This window comes from Luteibacter sp. NPDC104163, from assembly GCF_055584245.1.
This window is the reverse complement of sequence record NZ_JBVJMK010000012.1, coordinates 21,399-39,194: the sequence shown is the minus strand read 5'-3', so window position 1 is coordinate 39,194 and position 17,796 is coordinate 21,399. Positions and strand designations below refer to the sequence as shown.

The following is a 17,796-nucleotide window of genomic DNA, read 5'->3' as shown; positions in this document are numbered from 1 at the left end:
GTGGTGGCGAAATGAAGGCCGGCACAGCGCCGGTGCAGGGGATGTCGTATGGTTTCGCAGGGATCGCGCGCTACAAGCGCGCGCAGGAAGCTCGCCTCGTGGTTCTCAATTGCCGCTCTCACGCTGTGTGCGTGGACGGGGTCAGTCGAGGCCACCCAGTATGTTTACGATGCGAATGGCCGCCTCACAGTCGTCACGGCCGACAGCGGCGAAAGCGCCCGGTACGTCTACGACGCCATGGGCAACATCGTGCGCATCGAGCGAGTGCAGGCCACCGAACTGCGTATCTTTACCATGGTCCCTTCACACGGGACGGTAGAAGCCCCAGTCACCTTACGCGGCCAGGGATTCAGCAGCACGCCCGGTGGCAACACGGTGCTGTTCAATGGGGTAGCAGCCACGGTCATCTCGGCGACAGCGAATGAGATACGGACCTCCGTCCCGTATGGCGCAACGACGGGGCCGGTCACCGTAGCCGCCTCCGGCCGTGAAGCGACCAGCGAAATGCCCTTCATGGTCGATGACACCGGGCTGCCACCCGCCATCGCCGACGTCACGCCGGACACTGCGGTGGCCGGAGCCATTCTTTCGGTGGATGGAAGTCACCTTTACCCCATTCCCGGGAAGACGTCCCTACGCCTGGCGGGTCGATCGCTGGATATCGAGCAGGGCAGCACAAACAGCGCGCTATCGGCGGTGCTGCCGCTGTCAGCCAGCAGCGGCCGTGCCTCTGTGCAGACTCCGTACGGTGTCGCCGAAGGGAGCCAGACCGTGCTGGTCCTGCCGCGAGGCGTCGACGCGGCGAAGGTGGCATCGCGTGGCGTCGCCACCATCGATTCGACCCAGGTCGCGTTGCAAATGCCTGCGGCGGGGCAGAGTGGAGCGCTGTTGTTTGACAACGAAGGCCACGCATGGACCTCCATCCAGATCAGCAATCTGGTTACCAACAATTCGAGCATTACATACACGGTCTACGCGCCGGGCAACGTTATCGTCCAGCAGGGAGCGATTGACCCAGCGCAAACGTCGCTACACCTTGCTCGGTTAAGTGCGTCGGGTACGTATCTTGTCCTCTTCACGGCCGCAGGTGGTCGAGCCAGCTTCACTGCCGGTGTTGAATCAAACAAGGTCATTTCTGATAGTCAGACGGTAATGTCTGTGCATGGCGTGTCTCAAAGCGTTCGCGGAACGTTTGAAGCGAAACAGGGGGACACCATCGTCGTGAAGATTGACCCGGCGAATACGTCCCCGGTTGGCGCGAACGTCGGCTATAGCGTGAGAACGCCGAGTGGCGTTGTATACACCTCAAGCAGCTTCACCGGTGTAGGCGGGCTGAACATCTCGCCTGTTCCAGAAGGCGGTACCTGGCAGGTGATTGCGTGGCCCGGTGCCGGGTACATCGGTGATATGAAGGTTTCGGCACGCCGCGGCAGTGCGGGCATCTTGTCCGCGACCGGGGACACGCAGCACTTTGACGCCATCACTTCAAAGCAAAACATCTACTTCGAGTTCGACGCGGACGCCCTGGAGAGCTACGAGCTGGCCTTCAGCAACGCAAAACTCCTTGGAACCGGATACACGCAGTACCAGGTCTATGTCTCCGGGCCGGGTGGGCAGCAGGTAGCGAACCCCACGTGCTACACCGGTGACGCAGCAGGGAGTTGTTCCCTCCATCTATGGTATGTCACCGCTGGCCATTATCGGGTGACCGTGGCGCCGGTTTACGACGGTGAGCTGCATTTTGACGCGGTGCTTCGCAAGCATCTCACCGGACGTACGTTGCCATTGGATGGGGAACTCGCATTCAAGCTGTCCACGGCCCAGGCCGAGCGCGCGACATTTGATGCCACGGCGGGCCAGAACGTCGCGCTTCACGTAGCCGACGTCGCTACGCAGCCAGCCAACCAAAAGGTACGCATCCTTGTGTATCGCCCGGATGCTGGAGCTATCACTACGCAGACGGTTGCCTACGCTGACATGAGTGTCTCACCGGCAGGCACGGTCAACCTTCCGCAACTACCCGTCAGCGGGAAATACACGGTTATCGTCCTTCCCGGCAGCGGCGCGGCGGCAGACCTCCGCCTCCAGCTGTTTTCGGGTGCGATGGTCACGTTGGCTGCTGACGGTGACGTTGGGCACCTTGCAACTCGCACGGATCGACAGGCCGGATACATTGAGTTTGATATCGCACCGAACGAGATGTACGAGCTCACATTGGATCAGCTGGTGCAGATTGGGTCAGCGTATCCGCAGGCGTATGTAAACATCTATGACACCGCGGGTCGAAACATTTCCGGCGCCTACTGCGTGCAGCCGCGCTGTGAATTCCACCTCTGGCGCCTTCCCCCTGGCCATTACAGAGCCGTAATCGATCCGACCTACGGTGGGACATTTACGGTGGATGCGTGGCTGAGAAAGCACTTGCGTGAACGGGTTCTTACCAAGGATACCTCGCTTGGTTTCGACTTGCCGACGAGCGTTGCCGAAGAAATAGGCTTCGACGGAACCGCGGGCGATACTATCGCGCTTCGGGTGGCAAACATCGTAAGTACGGGTGGACAGGGCGTTCGTTTTATCCTTTACACCCCGGAGGTCGGTGCAATTAGCGCGAGCACGCGCGCGTACAGCGACTTCACCAGTGGGGCGTCGGCATTGATCAATCTGCCGGACCTCCCCGCAACCGGGCGCTACACGCTTATTGTATTGCCCGTGGCCGGCGTTTCAGCGTCGGGCACCGTCGCCGTTGTGTCAGGCACGACGGGGCAGGTCAGCGAAGGCAGCGACGGATCCACGTTCGACACATCGGTTCCTTCGCAATCAGCCTACGTCGAGTTCGATATTGCGGCCAATGAGGATCTCGAGCTGACACTGGCTAACGTCATGCTGACGGGGTCGCAGTATCCTCAGTTCATGGTCGATGTACGCGACCAGACAGGTCGGTCGGTCGCGAGCAACTGGTGTGTCACGGTAAACAAGGGCTCGAGCTGCCAGTTTCATCTTTGGCAGCTGCCCGCAGGCCGCTACCGAGCGACAGCCAATCCTAGCTACGGCGGCACGGTGCATTTCAATGCAATGGTCCGGCGGCGCGCTAACGGGCCTGATCTTGGAAGGGACATAGCGACGCCGGTAACGCTTGCGCAAGGGCAGCCGATGGAACTTAGGTTCCAGGCGAATGCGGGTGATGGCATCTCGCTGAAATTCGAGAATGCCGACACGACGCCAACCGGTGCAGGCATTCGCGTGGTCGTCTATCGACCGGATGCGGGCGCGACGTTCCTCTCAACGCCGGCGTACTCGGATTTCAACGTGGGAACAGCGGGTCTGGTTGACCTGGTTGACCTCCCTGTTAGCGGATCATATCGCGTGGTGCTTCTGCCAACTGACGGTCTGCCTGCCGGAGCGACCGTCACCGCCGTGTCTGGCGGTCGGAAGCCCGTGCCTGTGAACGGCGGGGCGGTGCACTTCGATTCGCTTGCCAACAGGCAGGGCGCCTATGGCGAGTTCACCACGGCAGGGCTTCAGGATGTGGAGCTTACGCTGAGCAATGTCGCTGCCAGCGGTGCGGAGTATCCGCAGTTCTATGTTTATGTCTGGAATTCGGCCGGAGCGCAGGTCGCTTCGGCTTCCTGCGTCACCACGAATGCCGGGAATGGCTGCGAATTCCATCTGTGGGCGCTTCCGGCAGGCCATTATCGGTTTTCGGCATCCCCAAACTACGGCGGTATGCTGCATTTCGACGCGCGCGTGCAGACCTTCGTCGGTGGAGTTCTGGCGCCTGGCGTATCCACCCCTCTGGCGGCAGGCATCGGCCAGACCAGACGCTTTACCGTGAACGTCAACGCCGGCGACACGCTGACGCTTCAGCTCACCGATATGGTCACGGCTCCGGCGGGACCGTCCATCCGGTTCATCGTGTATCGACCGGATGTGGGCCCGATAAGGACAACCACGCCAGCTTTCGCGAACGTCCTGGCGAACGGATCGCGGGTCCTGGAGCTCGCGAACCTGCCGGTCGGAGGCGCGTATACGGTACTGGCGATCCCGGACTACGGTCTGGCGGCTAGCGGTCATATCAAGGCTCTGATCTCAGCGGGTTCAGACCAGCCGCACCACCAGCCGGTCAATCTTCCGATGGACGGAGCCAAGCACTCGTTCAGCTCCGGCAGCGCTGCGCAGGATATTACGCTGACCCTCGATGCCAATGCAGGCGACAATCTGGAGATCGCCTTCACAGACGCTCTTCGCAATGGCGGGAAGGGGGGCAATTCGTATATCCAGGTTTACGATCCGAACGGGAAAAATATTGACAACTTCACCTGCTGGCCGGTTGATCCGGCCTGTGCACGCAGCCTGTGGAACCTGATGGAAGGAACCTACACGGTGGTGGTGCGGTCATCGGGCGCAACTCTGGCGTTCCAGGTGACCGGACGCCCGAATACCGTGGTGGGTGCGATGACCCCAGGTGTGGCGGTGGACATCCGCCGTGGACTCGGCGAGGCGCTGCGTTACACGTTCCACGCGGAGGCGGGTGAGACCGCCACTCTCCATCTGGATAACACGGTATCGACGCCTTCCGGTTACTTCACCAACGTACTGATCTACCGACCTGACAGCGGGGCAATATGGGAAAGCAGTCCATATAGCAGCTTCTATTCACGCGATCGGACGACGCTAAACCTTCCGAACTTGCCGGTGTCTGGCGACTATGTCGTCATCGTGGGCGGAGACGGTGGTTTGCCTCAGACTGGCTCACTCACGCTATATAAGGCGCAGGCCGATACATCGGTCTCGGTATCGCATGCGAATCGCTTTGATGCTGCCGCAGGCAGCCAGAATATCTACATGAACGTCGACACCGGCACCGGCGGCGATTTCGAATTTACGATGTACCACGGTGTTAGCTCAGGATCGACTTACTACTACGTTTCGGTGTTCGACCCGGATGGTGTCAATGTCGATAACTATGTGTGCTACACCTCGGACCCCGCATGCACCCGCGACTGGTGGAATGCCCGCGCGGGCGTATACACCTTCGTCGCCCAACCGAATCCGAACGTAAAGATCGGTTTCGATGCCGTGCTTAAGCGGAATGTCGATGGGGGTGCACTGCAGCCCGGCGTCGCGACGGACGTGTCGCATGACCTGGCCGAAGTATTGCGCCTGAAGTTTCATGGAACGCTTGGCCAGACGGTAGCGTTGCGCCTTGATGGCGTCACGTCCTCGCCCGTGGGTTACAACTCGACCGTCATGGTATTCCGCCCCGATGGTGGTCTTGTAGCCACGAACAAGGCATACAGTTCCATGTACTCGCGAAACGGCCACATACTCAACCTTCCCGACCTCCCGGTCACGGGCGACTACATCGTGACGGTGGGAAGCGACTTCGGTCTCGGAGGAGGCGGCTCGCTCACGCTGGTTCCCGGTGTATCAGGCGATGTTGTGTCAGAGGGTACAACGCAGCACTTCCAGGCGAACGCCGGTGGTCAGGTTGTCTACTTCGATTTCGACAGCATTGGCGGTGGCGATTTCGAACTGGTGATGACAAACACCTCGAACGACGGGGGCAAGGCGTCCAATTACTATGTCTCCGTATTCGATCCTAACGGCGCGAACGTCGATAACTATTACTGCTACTTCAGCGATCCTGCGTGTGTCCACGACTTTTGGAATGCGAAAAGCGGCAAGTACCGGCTCGTCGTCCAGCCCAAGGACGAGGACAAGATCCGGTTTGATGCGACGATCCGGCGTAACCCCGACCTGGGGCCCATGTCATTCAATGAGCCCAAGGACTTCGGACACGGGTTGGGTGATGTCGTGCGTACGCGCTTTCATGGCGATCTGGGCCAGACCGTCGCACTGCGCCTGAGCGATCTGTCGTCAGTCCCCGGGGGGTACAACGTCACGGTGTCGGTGTACAGGCCGGATACCGGATTGATCTGGGTGTCAAATCCGTATGCACGGTACTACTCGCGTGATGCGCTTACGCTCAACCTCACTGATTTGCCAGTCGAGGGCGACTATGAGGTCATTATCGGGTCGGATTATGGCATGCCGGTGCAAGGCAAGCTCACGGTCGTCCCGGGCGTTTCGGGTTCCACAGTCTCGGAAACGACTGCCCAGCATGTTTCGGCTCGCGTGCCACGACAGACCATTTCGCTAAACGTCGATACCGGCACCGGCGGCGACTTCGAGCTCATCATGGAGGACATCAGCATCGTAGGTGCGAACGGAAGCTCGTTTGGGGTTACCGTTTATGACCCGGACGGTCGACAGGTGGATAGCTATTCTTGCGGCGCCTCTAACCCAGCCTGCATTCGCGATTGGTGGAACACCCGGTCAGGTGTGTATAAAGTGATCATCGCTCCAAACAGCGACAGCCTCGTTAGTGCGGATGTTTCTCTCACGCGGAATGCAAATCTCGGTCCCATGGCTTACGACGAGCCGAAAGACATGGCCAATCAGCGCATGATTGTTTCTCGCACATCGTTCACCGCGGATATCGACGACACGGTCACGCTGACCTTCGACGATATAGTTGCGGACATCGCGGGGAGGAGGGCGACGATTTCTGTATATCGGCCCGATGTTGGTCTCATCTGGCTGCAGAATCCGTATGCGCGCGTCACTACCGCACAGGCTACGTCACTAACGTTGCCAGGCCTTCCCGTGGGTGGGACTTACACGGTTGTTATCGGGACGGATTGGGGCGTTCCTGTGCGTGGACATATTTCTGTCCACAAGGTAGTTCATTGAGGCGTCGCCGGAAGTGATCCTTTGCGGCAGCGCCCATCGCGCGCAAGCGCGCTCCCACATACAAGCAGCCAGCATCACTCGTGCAGCGATGTCCTCCACGAGTGCGGCGTGCTTCCGGCAAATCGCTTGAACACCGTCGTGAAGTGCGCCTGCGTCCGGAACCCCACTTCCATCGCGATATCGATCAGCGAGCGGTTGCCTTCGGCCAACAAACGCTTCGCGCGCTCCACCCGGCACAGCTGCAGGTACTCATGCGGCTTGTGCCCGGTAGCCGCCCGGAACCGCGCCGCGAAATGCATCGGCGATAGCCCGGCGACCCGTGCAATGTCGGCCAGGGTGATGCGTTCCCCCAGGTTGGCATTCACGTAATCGGTCACGCGCACCAGCCGCCAGTTCGGCAGCACGCCGCGGGGCTGGCCCGGGTGGGTTCGGGCATGTTCCGCGCCCAGGTGGCGCAGTCGTACGACGATGGGTTTACCGAGGGATTCCGCGCATCGCGACATGCAGCCGATGTCGTGGGCGGCGAGCAGGGCGCGGGCGAGCTTGTCGATGGCCTCGTCACGGTAGATGCCGGCCTGCAGCGGCAAGGCCGCGATCTCCCGGGCCAGTTCGGCACCTTCCACGAAGGCGCTTTCCATGTGCAGGTGCAGCGTGTCGACGGGCTCGAAGAATTCGGCCGCGACCTCCTGCCGGGGCGAGGTCACCACGGTCGTCCCCACGGGAATGGCGCCGGCATGCCATGGCTTGCCGTCGACGTGGAGGATGCCGCGGGTAGCGCGGAGGAAGATGGCGACCACGTGCGTCCCCGGTGGGGTGACCGCGCGCAGTCCTTCAACGGGTGGCGAGGTCCAGCGCGAGGCGACGACGGGATCATTGCCGTCATCGGCGAAGCGCGGCACGCGCCAGGCCATTTCCCGGTGAACCACGGGAAAGGGTGTTACCGATTCTGTGTCATCCGTGAAACATGCTTCCAGGACTTCAGCACATGCTTCTGCACGACGAATCGCCACGGCCGCTCTCCTTATGGCAGGACCGTTGACCCCCTGAATTCGTATGCCGGCTGTCGCGCATCCTGGCGACGAAGTGTCCGACTACTGATGGTCAAAATATTAGCCATGGTTTTGCCGGATTCGCAAGAAGCTATGACACCGAAGATGTGAAGACGCAGGGGCCGGGCGAGGGCGGCCGGCCGGGCACGTCGCCTCCCGGCCGGCCGCCCACCCCGCACCGGGTGCCGTCAGTGGCTCATCGACGCGTAGTCGTCGTATTCCTTCTGGTTGAGCTTGCCATCGTGGTCGAGGTCGGCGTCGTCCCAATGCATCTTGAGCCCCTCGAGCCGCGGGTATTTCTTTTCGAGGGCGGGAGTGATCGCGTCGCGGTCGATCATCTTTTCGCCTTTCGAGATCGAGGCGAAGGAGGGGTAGTCCTTGCTTCCATCGGCCATGGCGGCCATGGAGAACGAGGCGGCGCCGGCAAGCGCGAGGGCTAGGAGCGTGTAGCGGGCCGAGATGAACATGAGGATCTCTCCTGGTGCGTGGGTGATCCGCTGGTGGTGCCAGCGGGGGTGGCGCTATCGGTGCGCCGCAAGCGTCGCCGCCACGCGGGCGGCGACATCTTGTTCGGGAAGCTTCCGGCCGTAGTGGTCGAGCAGGCGGCCATCGGGCCCCACCAGGTAGAGCACGGTGGAGTGATCCATGAGGTAGGTGCCATTGGCCGGCACCTTGTTGAAATAGACGTGGTAGGCATCGGTGACCCGCTGGATCTGCGCGTCCGAGCCGGTGAGGCCGATGACGTCGGGGCCGAAGGCGCGCACATAGGCCTTCATGCGGGCAGCGGTATCCCTTGCCGGGTCCACGGTCACGAATACGGGCGTCACGGTGATGCCGGTGCTCTCGCGCACGCTGCGCGACACCTGGACGATCTTCGCCAGGTCCACCGGGCACACATCCGGGCACGAGGTGTAGCCGAAATACATCAGCAGCGGCTTGCCGCGGTAGGTCGCGTCGGTGACCGCATGGCCGTCCTGGTCCACCAGCTGGAACGAGCCGCCGACATCGGCGCTGTTCGCGAGGGCTGGCGCGGCGATGAGCAGGGTGAGGAGGATCAGCCCACGGATCATCAGAAGGCGCCATTCAACACGAGCTGCATGCCTACCAGGTTGGAGGTCTGCCCACCCTGGCGTGAACGCCCGCCGGACAGGCCGACATCGATCAGCCCGGTCAGGTGATAGACCACGCTTGCTTCGGTGAGATATTCCGTAGAGCTCCCGCTTCCTGCCGGGGAAATGTGCCGGTTGGTGTGGGTCAGGCCCCAGGCCAGCCGGCCGGTATCGAGGGTTAGCGAGGTGGTGAGATAGGAGGTGTTGTAGCCCGGCACGCCGTTCTCGTTGTGCGTACGCACATACTCAACGAAGGGCACGAGATCGACATAGCGAGCGGCCAGGGTCGGCGAGAGCAGGGTCGTTGGCGCGAATGGGATGAGGTAACGCACAGAGGCAGTACGCGATTGCTCGTTGGCCGCGGTGGGGTTCGCGGCGTTGGTGTCGCCCTTGTGGTTGGCCATGTAGCCGAGCTGCACCTCGAGGTACGGCAAGGCGGCGGGCGCGCGCCAGTTCAGTACGGCGGCTACGTTATTGGGCTTGCCGGTGTTCGTGGCCCCGCCGTCGGAGCGCCGCGCCTGGCTCGAGGGGCGGAAATACGCGCGGCTCAGCACCGAGGTGTCGGCGGCATAGACGCTCAGGCTCGGTGCGAGGGTGCCGAGGGTGTAAGAGGAGAAGCGCCGCTCGTAGGTGCCGCCGATCATGCCGCCCAGCGCATAGGGCGCCACGAAATCCCCGGTGTAGAGGCCGGGCGCCGCGCTCTGCGCACGGCCGAACGGAACGTCGAACTTGCCCAGCCGCCACGTGTCTTCCTCGCCCTGGTGGTACCAGTGGAGGTCGGCTACGTTGAGGCCTGTCCCGCCGAGCCAGCGCCGCTCGCCGGGGCGCGTGGTCGTGACCGGGCTGATTTCCGTGCTCAACCAGATCTCGTTGTTCGGGTTGAAGCGGAAATGCATGTCGTTGGTGATATCGAAGTAGCCGTTCGTCGTGACCTTGTTGCCCTGGTCCGATGCGCGAAGGCCGCTGAAGTCGTACTGGACCGCGGTGCCGAAATCGATGCCGTAGCCGGGATAGCGGCCGGTGGAGGCTTGGGCGGTGATGCATGTGCCCAGGGCCAGGCAAGCACCCATCGCGCGCAAGCGCGCTCCCACACGAGCGTTGTCGCTCCTGTGGGAGCGCGCTTGCGCGCGATGGGTGCTCGCGACATGTTTCAAGGCGCACCCCCAAGCGGCCGCGCATCCTTGGGCGCCGTCTTGTCGATCGCCTCGCGCCCCGTATTCCGCAGGTACACGCAGGTCTGGTTATCGCCGTAGATCCCACCCAGCGGTTCCAGCTTCACGGCCTGCGCGTAATCCTCCGGCTTAACGACCTGGATGATCTGCATCATCCCGCCATCCTCGTGTTCCATGATGTGGCAGTGGTAGACGAACTTGCCGAGGATGACCGGATCGGTGAACGGCACGCGCAGCGTGATCGAGCCCAGCGCTGGGATGAACACGTTATCGCGGTAACCGATGAAATCGACGGGCTTGCCGTTGATCTTGGTGACCTGGAAATCGAGCTGGTGGATGTGGAACTGGTGCAGTTCCTGGCTCGGGTTGAACAGCGTCCATTCCTCAATGTCGCCGAGCTTCACCGTGGTATCGACCCGGCTCGGATCGAACCGGCGGCCGTTGATGAAGAATGCGTTGCCATCGTCCTCCGCATCCTGGAAGACGAAGCGCCGGTTCACCGCGATCGGTGCCTGGCGCAGGTCGCGCGCCTGCGGGTAGGGGCTGGTGATGCGAACCGTCGGCACCGTCTCGCCCGCCGACACAAGCGTGCCGAGGTCGGCCGCGGCGTAGGTATCGCCTGCCGGCCCGGTGTTCGCGGAACTCATCGTCAATGGATAGCGGCCAGGCGCAGGCCCCGTGACCAGCACGCTGATGCGCGCGGACGGGCCGAGCAGCATTTCATCGATATCGACGTCCTTCACTACCGTATCCGCATCCTGCGAGAGCAACTGCACATGCAAGCCCGCGAGGTGCATGCGGAAGTACTGGTTGGCGTCGACGTTGAAGATGTGCCAGAGCTGCGTTTCGCCTGGCTTGATCGAGATATCCGGCTTCAGCTGGCCGTTGATGGTGCGGATCGATGGCCAGCCCGTAACGATCTCGCTGGCCAGCCGGCCGGTCAGCGTGCGCTGGAAGTTGCGCAGGACAAGGATGCGTTCGCGTACGTCGCGCAGTTCCGGGAACTGGTCCTTGATGCCGTCGACCAGGATCGGCCCGGAAAGTCCGCCGGAGACCTGGCGTTCCGCGCCACGGTGGAAATGGCTGTGATACCAGTATGGCCCGGGCGAATGATCGTCGGGCAAGCGAAGGACGTACTCGCCCTTCGTGTGCGGCGCGGTATCGCGGAAGATGCTGTCGCCCTCGTCCAGCGGCGATACCTGCATGCCATGGAAGTGCAGGTTGGTGAGCTCATCCATCTGGTTATCCAGCGTCAGCCGGATCGTGCCGCCGGGGCGGGTGCGGATGAGCGGGGCATCGTAGCTGCCGTTGAACACCAGCGAGGTGTACGGCCGGTCGCCGACCATGACCGCGGTCTGCGCCGCGGTGAGCGTCACCGTGGTGACGCCATCGGCCCCGTAGGTGAATTGCTTCGGCTCGCGCAGTTCCTCGCCCGAGGGCGCGGCGTGCGCGACGCCGGCCAGCAAGAGGGCGAACACGAGCGCCACCGCTCTTGTGGGAGCGCGCTTGCGCGCGATGGATATGGCCGCAAGCTCCATCGCGCGCAAGCGCGCTCCCACAAGGGGTGGACTACATGGCGCGCTCGACGCCATCACATCACCAGTTACGGCCGTGCTGGTTCGCTACATCCGCCGCCAGGCGGACTTCTACATTGGCCTGGCTAAGCAGGTCCTTCGCACGCTGGGCATGGCCGCCGAGCTGATCGTCATTGGCCTGCTGGCCGCGGCTGATCGCCTGCCAGGCGGAGACGATATTCTCCTGCGCCGCACGCAGGTTGCCGTGGCGCTGCCCGATGTCGACAAACGGCGCCTCCTGGGCTACGACCGCGCAGCCGACCGAGATGACCGCGCCAAACAGCGCGCCCGCAAGAAACGCATTCGCTTTCATGATGTGCCCTTTAAAGATGAGTGCAGGCCGGGATGGCCGGCACGCATATCTTCCGGGGCGCGGGCGTTCGGGTCTTTCCAGAACGCAAGGATTGTTTCGGAAACGAACGGTTTTAGCGCAGGGCGCCCATCCAGATGGCGACGGCCACGGCACCACCGTCGGCGATGCCCATGGCGCGGTCGCCCAGGTAGGCTGCGCGCCCGGCCCGTGCCTTCAACGTGGCGGTTTCCTCGGCGCCGCGCGTGGCCGCCAGGTGCAGCGCTTCCAGCGCCTCGAACGGCGCCATGTTGGCATCCAGCGCGGCCTTGTACGCATCGGCGGCGGGGTAGAGCGCATCCAGCATCGTGCGGTCGCCGGGTTTCGCGCCGCCCAGGTTGGCGATGGCGTCGGCGGCCGCGACCAGCGCGGCGTGCCATTGCCGCGGTGTCGGCTCGGCTACGCCGTTGAGCTCGCGGGCGGCACGCATCAGGCCCGTGGCGTAGAACGGCCCCGAGCTGCCGCCGATGGCCTGGCGCATGGCATCGGCCATGTGGCGCAGGGCGCTCTCCGGGGTGTGCCAGGCGTGGTCGGGCAGGGTGAGCACCGCTTCCGCGCCGCGGCGCAGGCTGGCGCCGAGGTCGCCATCGCCAGCCCTGGCATCGAGGTCGGTGAGCTCATGCTCAGCCTTGATCAGGGCTTCCGCCGCGGCATGGGCGGCGCGGCGTACGGCGTCGCCCGCCGGGGTGGGCGAGCCCGACACGGGCGCTTCGCCGGGCGCGGCGGGCACGTCCCTGATCGGCGCATCGTTCAGCAGGCCGCCACCGGGCCAGGCCGGCGCGTGGGCCGGGGCATCCAGCAGGGCGAGCAGTTCCTCATCCACCTTGAGCAGGGAAAGCGAGGCGCCCGGCATGTCGAGCGCGGTAAGGAAGTTGCCGCACCAGGCGCGGACGACCTCGATGCCACGGCCGCGCAGATGGTTCAGCGCCCCGCGTAGCAGGATGTCCAGTTCCATGGGAGGGGTGGCGCCCAGCCCGTTGACCAGCAGCGCCACGCGCTGGCCGCTGGCCAGGCCCAGGTCCTCGATGATGCTGGAAAGGATGGTGCTGGCGAGGCCGTCCGCCGGGGCGATCGGCCCCTTGCGCACGCCGGGTTCGCCATGGATGCCCAGGCCATATTCAACTTCGTCCTCGCCCAGCTCGAAGCCGGGATGGCCAGCGGCCGGCACGGTGCACGAGCCGAGGGCCACGCCCATCGAGCCAAGGCCCGCCGCGGCACGGCGGCCAAGTTCCGCCACGTCCACGACCGACTTGCCCGCGGCGGCCGCCGCGCCCACCACCTTGTGCACCAGCACGGTGCCCGCGATACCGCGGCGGCGGTCAGGCGCCACGGTATCGCGCAGGGCGACGTCGTCGGCGACGGTCACGATCTCGACCGGGATGCCCTCGCTGCGCGCCATCTCGGCGGCGAGACCGAAGTTGAGCCGGTCGCCCGTGTAATTCTTCACGACCAGCACCGCACCCGCGCTTCCACCGACCGCACGGATGGCGGCAAGCACCGCATCGACGCTCGGCGAGGTAAAGACATCACCCGCGATCGCCGCCGCAAGCAGGCCTTCGCCGACATAACCCGCATGCGCCGGTTCATGCCCACTGCCACCACCGGAAAGAATCGCGACGCTGGCATGCCCATCGTGCTGTTTGCGCACGACGACGTTCTGGTTTGAAAGCAGTGCCTGTCCGGGCGAACGGGCTACCGCGCCCTCGAGCATTTCACGGACGACATGGCGCGGATCGTTGATGATCTTCTTCATGGGAACCGGGGCCTTTACACGGGGGAGGGAGGCTCCACCGAGCATAAGCCCGCACAAGGCGCCGACGCTACCGCCACGCTGCTCTTGTGGGAGCGCGCTTGCGCGCGATGGGCCTTGCGGCAAGCACCCATCGCGCGCAAGCGCGCTCCCACGGGTCGAGGCACATCAGAACCAGCGGTTCTTCTTCAGCATGATGAAGATGCCGCCCACGATGCACGCGACCAGGCAGGAAATCGCGGGATACGCCCATGGTTTGTCGAGCTCCGGCATGTGCGCGAAGTTCATGCCGTACCAGCTGGTGATCAGGGTCGGCGCGGCGAGCATGGCGGCCCAGCCGGCGAGTTTCTTCATGACTTCGTTCTGGCCGAATGTCACGAGCGCCAGGTTCACGCCAATGGCCGCGCCAAGCATTTCGCGCATCGCGGAAATGGATTCGTTGACGCGGAACACGTGGTCGTAGATATCGCGGAAGTACGCGCGCAGCTCGTCATGGATCAGGTGCGGATGCAGGCGGGTGAGCTGGGCCACGATGTCCTGCAGCGGTGCCACCGCGAGTCGCAGCGTCATCAGTTCGCGCTGCATGTCGTACAGGCGCTTGATCGTCTGGCGGTTGTAGGTTTCGGCGAAGATATCGTTCTCGAGTTCGTGCAGCTCCTGCCGGAAATCCCGCACGATCGGCAGGAAGTTATCCACGATGAAATCGAGCACCGCGTACAGCGCGTAGCTCGGGCCCATCGCCAGGAGTTCCGGCGTCTGCTCGCAGCTGCGGCGGGCGGGGGCGTAGGAGAGCGACGCACCGTGGCGTACCGTCATGAAGTACCGGCGGCCGAGGAAGATCTGCGTTTCACCGAAGGCGATATTGCCGCCCACCAGCTGCGCCGTCTGCGCGACGATGAACAGCGAGTCGCCGTAGGTTTCGATCTTGGTGCGCTGATGGGCCAGCTGGGCATCCTCGATCGCCAGGTCGTGCAGGTCGAACTCCTCCTGCAATTTCAGCAGCAAGGCCTCGTCCGGCTCGTGCAGGCCGACCCAGACAAAGGTATCGGGCTCCTTCAGCACATCGCTGATGGCCTCGATCGAAATATCGCCAATGCGCTTGCCATTGGTTCGGTAGGCCACGCAGTTCACGATCATGCCACCGGCATGGTCGACGGACGTGGGCTCGGGAATCAGGGGGACGGTAGCCATGGGTGGGGATGATGCCGTGGGCGGGGGGCGGGCGGCAACGCCGGGTCAGGCATCGCCCCGGTTGCGTGGGTGGGCGCCGACGCAACGGCTAGGGCGCACGCCGATGTGGGTGCATGGCCCCTTTATATACCTTCGTAAAGCGGTGGTTTCGTGACGAGCAAGAAATTGCGGGCACGTCAGCCAGCCGCCCCAAGGAACCACATCAAGGACTGATCCCATGACCCAAGCAACCCCCGTGCTGCCGAAACTGTCGTTCGATTACGCCACCTGGAACAAGGACACCTACCTGCCGCCCGCGGTGACCGATCTCACCGGGCAGGCGAAATTCAAGGTGCTCGACAAGGCCGTGGAGGCCTACCTGAAGACGCCTTCGCAGGCCACCCTGACGACCATGCGCAACGCGCTGTACGACTGGACCGGCTACAAGGACCGAAACGATGGCGCCGGAGCATGGAAGAAAAGCCACCGCAACAAGAAACTCTCCATCTCCATGCTGATGGCGGCCATCGAGGGCAGCGGCGACACGGATGCAGGCCTGGGCATGCCGGATTTCATGAGCGAGAGCATGCTGAAATCGCGCCTCGGCATCCTTTATCTGTTCGCCCACCTTGCGTGCGACGAAGGTGTGTTCCGCTTCGCCACGAACGGATTGCTGGACCTCAACGGCAAGGGCGAGGCGAAGGGCAAACCTGCGCAGCGTGAGACCGGATCGGCGGCGATCGGCGCGAAGCAGCCGGCCCGGAATGCGTCGGAAGAGGCCGTTCGCACCGAGGTCGCCAAGGCTCTGCGCGAAACCGGCGATGCCCTCGCCAACGCAGCGTGCGGGCGGGCCGAGGACGGCCTGGATGACAGCACGACCACGCACGTATCGCGGATGTGGGACATGATTCCCGGAGGCAAGGAGGCCGTGTGCAGCTATCTGGCCGACAAGCTGATGGATGAGATCTCCCCGTACCTCGCCAACTCGGTGCATACGGTGGCGGGCTTTCGCAAGGCGGTGCAGGCGGCGAGCGATCGTTACGCGCTGCATGTGCGCGGCAAAGCCGTGGTACTCGTTCCGGGCGTGCCGACCAGCACGATCGATGGCGTGAAGCGCGCGATGGACCTGAGCCTCGCGGGCGACGTGTACGGTGTGTTGAAGTCCGGCGCCGTGCTGGCCATGGAGGGCGTTGCCCCGGTCGTTGCCGGCAAGATCGCCGAGATGGCGTTCTCCGCGGTGGAAGCCCTGATCACCATCACCCGCAAGGTGTACGAGCTGTACCGCATGCGCGTGTTCACGCACGAGGCGGCAGCGTACTGGGCGCAACGCGATGCGGTGACCTCGCTGCATCGCCAGCCCTACGCCTTCAATCGCTGGTACCGCAAGGCGGCGTTGCGCGTACCTGCCATCCCTTCCCTCGCGATGAAGAGCGGCCTCTGCGGCGACAAGATGCACATGCTGTGTATGTTCACCAGCCAGGGCGAGGTGATCACACAACAGCGCTTCGACGAGGGTGTCGTTTATATCGACAAGATCAAGGCGTGGGGCACCGAGTACCTGGCCGGCTGTGGCTACGCCTTCAGCAGCAAGGAGAAGCTGGTGGCCAGCGCGCTGGGCCTGCCGGTGAAGTGATCAGTCGTGCCGGCGGCACAGGCTCGCGAACAAGGCGGCCCAGCAGGGCAGTGCGAACAGCAGCCAGGGCATGTTCCGCTGCGGGAAGTCCGGCCACAGGTGCAGCAGCAGGCCGATCACGCACGCGGCGAAACTGATGCCGGTGACGCGCGAGGCCAGTCGGCTCAGGGGCCGGCCCGCGCGGCGCAGGCGCCAGATGCCGGGGATGATCAGCAGCGCGAACGGCTGGTAGGCCAGCAGGTTGAAGTTGCCCCAGGCCGAGCGGTGCAGGGTCAGCGTCCACAGGCCCAGCATGAACAGGCCCGCCAAGCCGGCGAACACGGTGAAAAGGGTGCCCGCGGCCACGAAGACGCCGCGGGCGCCACGATGGCGCGTGATGGCGGGCAGGGCAAGCGGAATCGCGAGGATGATGCCGGCGATGAGCAGGGGCCAGCGCAGGTCGGGGGCCTTCTCGGGCGGCGGGACGAGCGTGGCTTCCGCCAGCGACTCGTCCTTGAGCACCAGCGGCTGCCCATTCACTTCGGTCTTGCGCACCAGCGCTTCCAGCTCCATCGGGAGGAAGGCTTCGCGCCACGACGTCATCGGCTGGTCGGCGAAGGGGCCGAGGCCGAGGTCCATGCCGAGCATCAGCCACGCCTGGTTGCTCATCAGGCGCGCGGTCTGTTCGCGGTAGGTCATGCCGCCGCGCTGGGTGCGCCACTGGCGATCGAGCACGCCGCCGAGTGCGGAATCCAGGGCATCGCGCACGCGCGTGGTGCAGTTATCCAGGTAGTAGTCGTAGTTGTAGCCCGCGTTCTCCGGGCGGATGTTCCACAGCAGGAACTGGCGTAGCGTGCCTTTCTGGTCATCGCTCAGGGCCAGCACCTGGCGGTGCACGTAGCGACCCTCGCTCTTGTAGAACGCCACGTCGGAGGCGGTGGTCTCCGCATCCATGCGGTAGGCCATGATGCCGCGCGCGAAATTCAGGATGAAGCCGTCCTGGTCGAAATCGAACACGCCGTAGTTGAAGGCGATGGCCTCGCCGCTGACCGTGTCCCTGACCTCCAGCGCATCGTGGCCGAAGCGCTCCCAGTAGATATCGCCCGGCCCGTAGGTGAGCAGCGATATCTCGAGATTCGACGCCGGTGCGTCGACGATGCCGGCCCGGGCGAGCGATGGGACCAGGCACAGGGCGAGGAGGAAAAGCAGGGCGTGGCGCATCGTGCGTATCGGTCTCAATAAGATGATGTGGGAGCGC

Annotated in this window: 11 protein-coding genes; 2 read left to right on the top strand and 9 right to left on the bottom strand. The window is 63.8% G+C overall.

Annotated elements, in window-relative coordinates; all coding sequences use genetic code 11:
* Window positions 1-48 precede the first annotated feature (48 nt).
* A complete protein-coding gene (locus ACZ6YI_RS14975; protein WP_465779354.1) occupies window positions 49-6,753 on the top strand; it encodes an IPT/TIG domain-containing protein in 6,705 nt (2,234 codons plus the stop codon).
* A gap of 74 nt (window positions 6,754-6,827) precedes the next feature.
* Here ACZ6YI_RS14975 and ACZ6YI_RS14970 read toward each other — a convergent pair whose 3' ends face one another.
* The 8 genes from ACZ6YI_RS14970 to ACZ6YI_RS14935 form a co-directional block, all read right to left on the bottom strand.
* The gene (locus ACZ6YI_RS14970) at window positions 6,828-7,664 is read right to left on the bottom strand and encodes a helix-turn-helix transcriptional regulator (protein WP_465779353.1); all 837 of its coding nucleotides are present in this window, start codon (window positions 7,662-7,664) and stop codon (window positions 6,828-6,830) included.
* Window positions 7,665-7,990: 326 nt separating this feature from the next.
* Complete coding sequence (locus tag ACZ6YI_RS14965; RefSeq protein ID WP_465779352.1) at window positions 7,991-8,269, bottom strand: EF-hand domain-containing protein; 279 nt, start codon at window positions 8,267-8,269, stop codon at window positions 7,991-7,993.
* Window positions 8,270-8,323: 54 nt separating this feature from the next.
* On the bottom strand, window positions 8,324-8,872 hold the full coding sequence (locus tag ACZ6YI_RS14960) for an SCO family protein (RefSeq protein WP_465779351.1): 549 nt from the start codon (window positions 8,870-8,872) through the stop codon (window positions 8,324-8,326).
* Window positions 8,872-9,990, bottom strand: a complete 1,119-nt coding sequence (locus tag ACZ6YI_RS14955) for a hypothetical protein (protein WP_465779350.1) — start codon at window positions 9,988-9,990, stop codon at window positions 8,872-8,874. Before ACZ6YI_RS14955 ends, ACZ6YI_RS14960 begins: the two co-directional genes overlap by 1 nt.
* A 71-nt stretch (window positions 9,991-10,061) precedes the next feature.
* Entirely contained in the window at window positions 10,062-11,561 is a 1,500-nt protein-coding gene (locus tag ACZ6YI_RS14950) for a multicopper oxidase family protein (protein WP_465779349.1), read from the bottom strand.
* A 118-nt stretch (window positions 11,562-11,679) separates the two neighbouring features.
* A complete protein-coding gene (locus tag ACZ6YI_RS14945) occupies window positions 11,680-11,970 on the bottom strand; it encodes a hypothetical protein (RefSeq protein ID WP_440328693.1) in 291 nt (96 codons plus the stop codon).
* Window positions 11,971-12,082: 112 nt separating this feature from the next.
* Window positions 12,083-13,759, bottom strand: a complete 1,677-nt coding sequence (locus tag ACZ6YI_RS14940; protein WP_465779348.1) for a dihydroxyacetone kinase family protein — start codon at window positions 13,757-13,759, stop codon at window positions 12,083-12,085.
* A 165-nt stretch (window positions 13,760-13,924) separates the two neighbouring features.
* Window positions 13,925-14,947, bottom strand: coding sequence for a magnesium and cobalt transport protein CorA (locus tag ACZ6YI_RS14935; protein WP_465779347.1), 1,023 nt, complete (start codon window positions 14,945-14,947; stop codon window positions 13,925-13,927).
* 217 nt (window positions 14,948-15,164) lie between these two features.
* Between ACZ6YI_RS14935 and ACZ6YI_RS14930 the strand changes: the two genes are divergently transcribed.
* Window positions 15,165-16,559: a hypothetical protein gene (locus ACZ6YI_RS14930; protein WP_465779346.1), complete on the top strand. Its 1,395-nt coding sequence runs from the start codon at window positions 15,165-15,167 to the stop codon at window positions 16,557-16,559.
* Here ACZ6YI_RS14930 and ACZ6YI_RS14925 read toward each other — a convergent pair whose 3' ends face one another.
* Window positions 16,560-17,759 carry a lipoprotein N-acyltransferase Lnb domain-containing protein gene (locus tag ACZ6YI_RS14925; RefSeq protein WP_465779345.1) on the bottom strand — a complete coding sequence of 400 codons (1,200 nt, stop codon included), beginning with the start codon at window positions 17,757-17,759 and terminating at the stop codon, window positions 16,560-16,562. It abuts the gene before it with no gap.
* Between the last annotated feature and the right edge of the window lie 37 nt (window positions 17,760-17,796).

What these genes read in the sequence shown, in the direction of transcription:
- ACZ6YI_RS14975 (WP_465779354.1), top strand. Translation starts at nt 49, where the DNA reads ATGGTTTCGCAGGGATCGCGCGCTACAAGCGCGCGCAGGAAGCTCGCC.
- ACZ6YI_RS14970 (WP_465779353.1), bottom strand. Translation starts at nt 7,664, where the DNA reads ATGGCCTGGCGCGTGCCGCGCTTCGCCGATGACGGCAATGATCCCGTC.
- ACZ6YI_RS14965 (WP_465779352.1), bottom strand. Translation starts at nt 8,269, where the DNA reads ATGTTCATCTCGGCCCGCTACACGCTCCTAGCCCTCGCGCTTGCCGGC.
- ACZ6YI_RS14960 (WP_465779351.1), bottom strand. Translation starts at nt 8,872, where the DNA reads ATGATCCGTGGGCTGATCCTCCTCACCCTGCTCATCGCCGCGCCAGCC.
- ACZ6YI_RS14945 (WP_440328693.1), bottom strand. Translation starts at nt 11,970, where the DNA reads ATGAAAGCGAATGCGTTTCTTGCGGGCGCGCTGTTTGGCGCGGTCATC.
- ACZ6YI_RS14940 (WP_465779348.1), bottom strand. Translation starts at nt 13,759, where the DNA reads ATGAAGAAGATCATCAACGATCCGCGCCATGTCGTCCGTGAAATGCTC.
- ACZ6YI_RS14935 (WP_465779347.1), bottom strand. Translation starts at nt 14,947, where the DNA reads ATGGCTACCGTCCCCCTGATTCCCGAGCCCACGTCCGTCGACCATGCC.
- ACZ6YI_RS14930 (WP_465779346.1), top strand. Translation starts at nt 15,165, where the DNA reads ATGACCCAAGCAACCCCCGTGCTGCCGAAACTGTCGTTCGATTACGCC.
- ACZ6YI_RS14925 (WP_465779345.1), bottom strand. Translation starts at nt 17,759, where the DNA reads ATGCGCCACGCCCTGCTTTTCCTCCTCGCCCTGTGCCTGGTCCCATCG.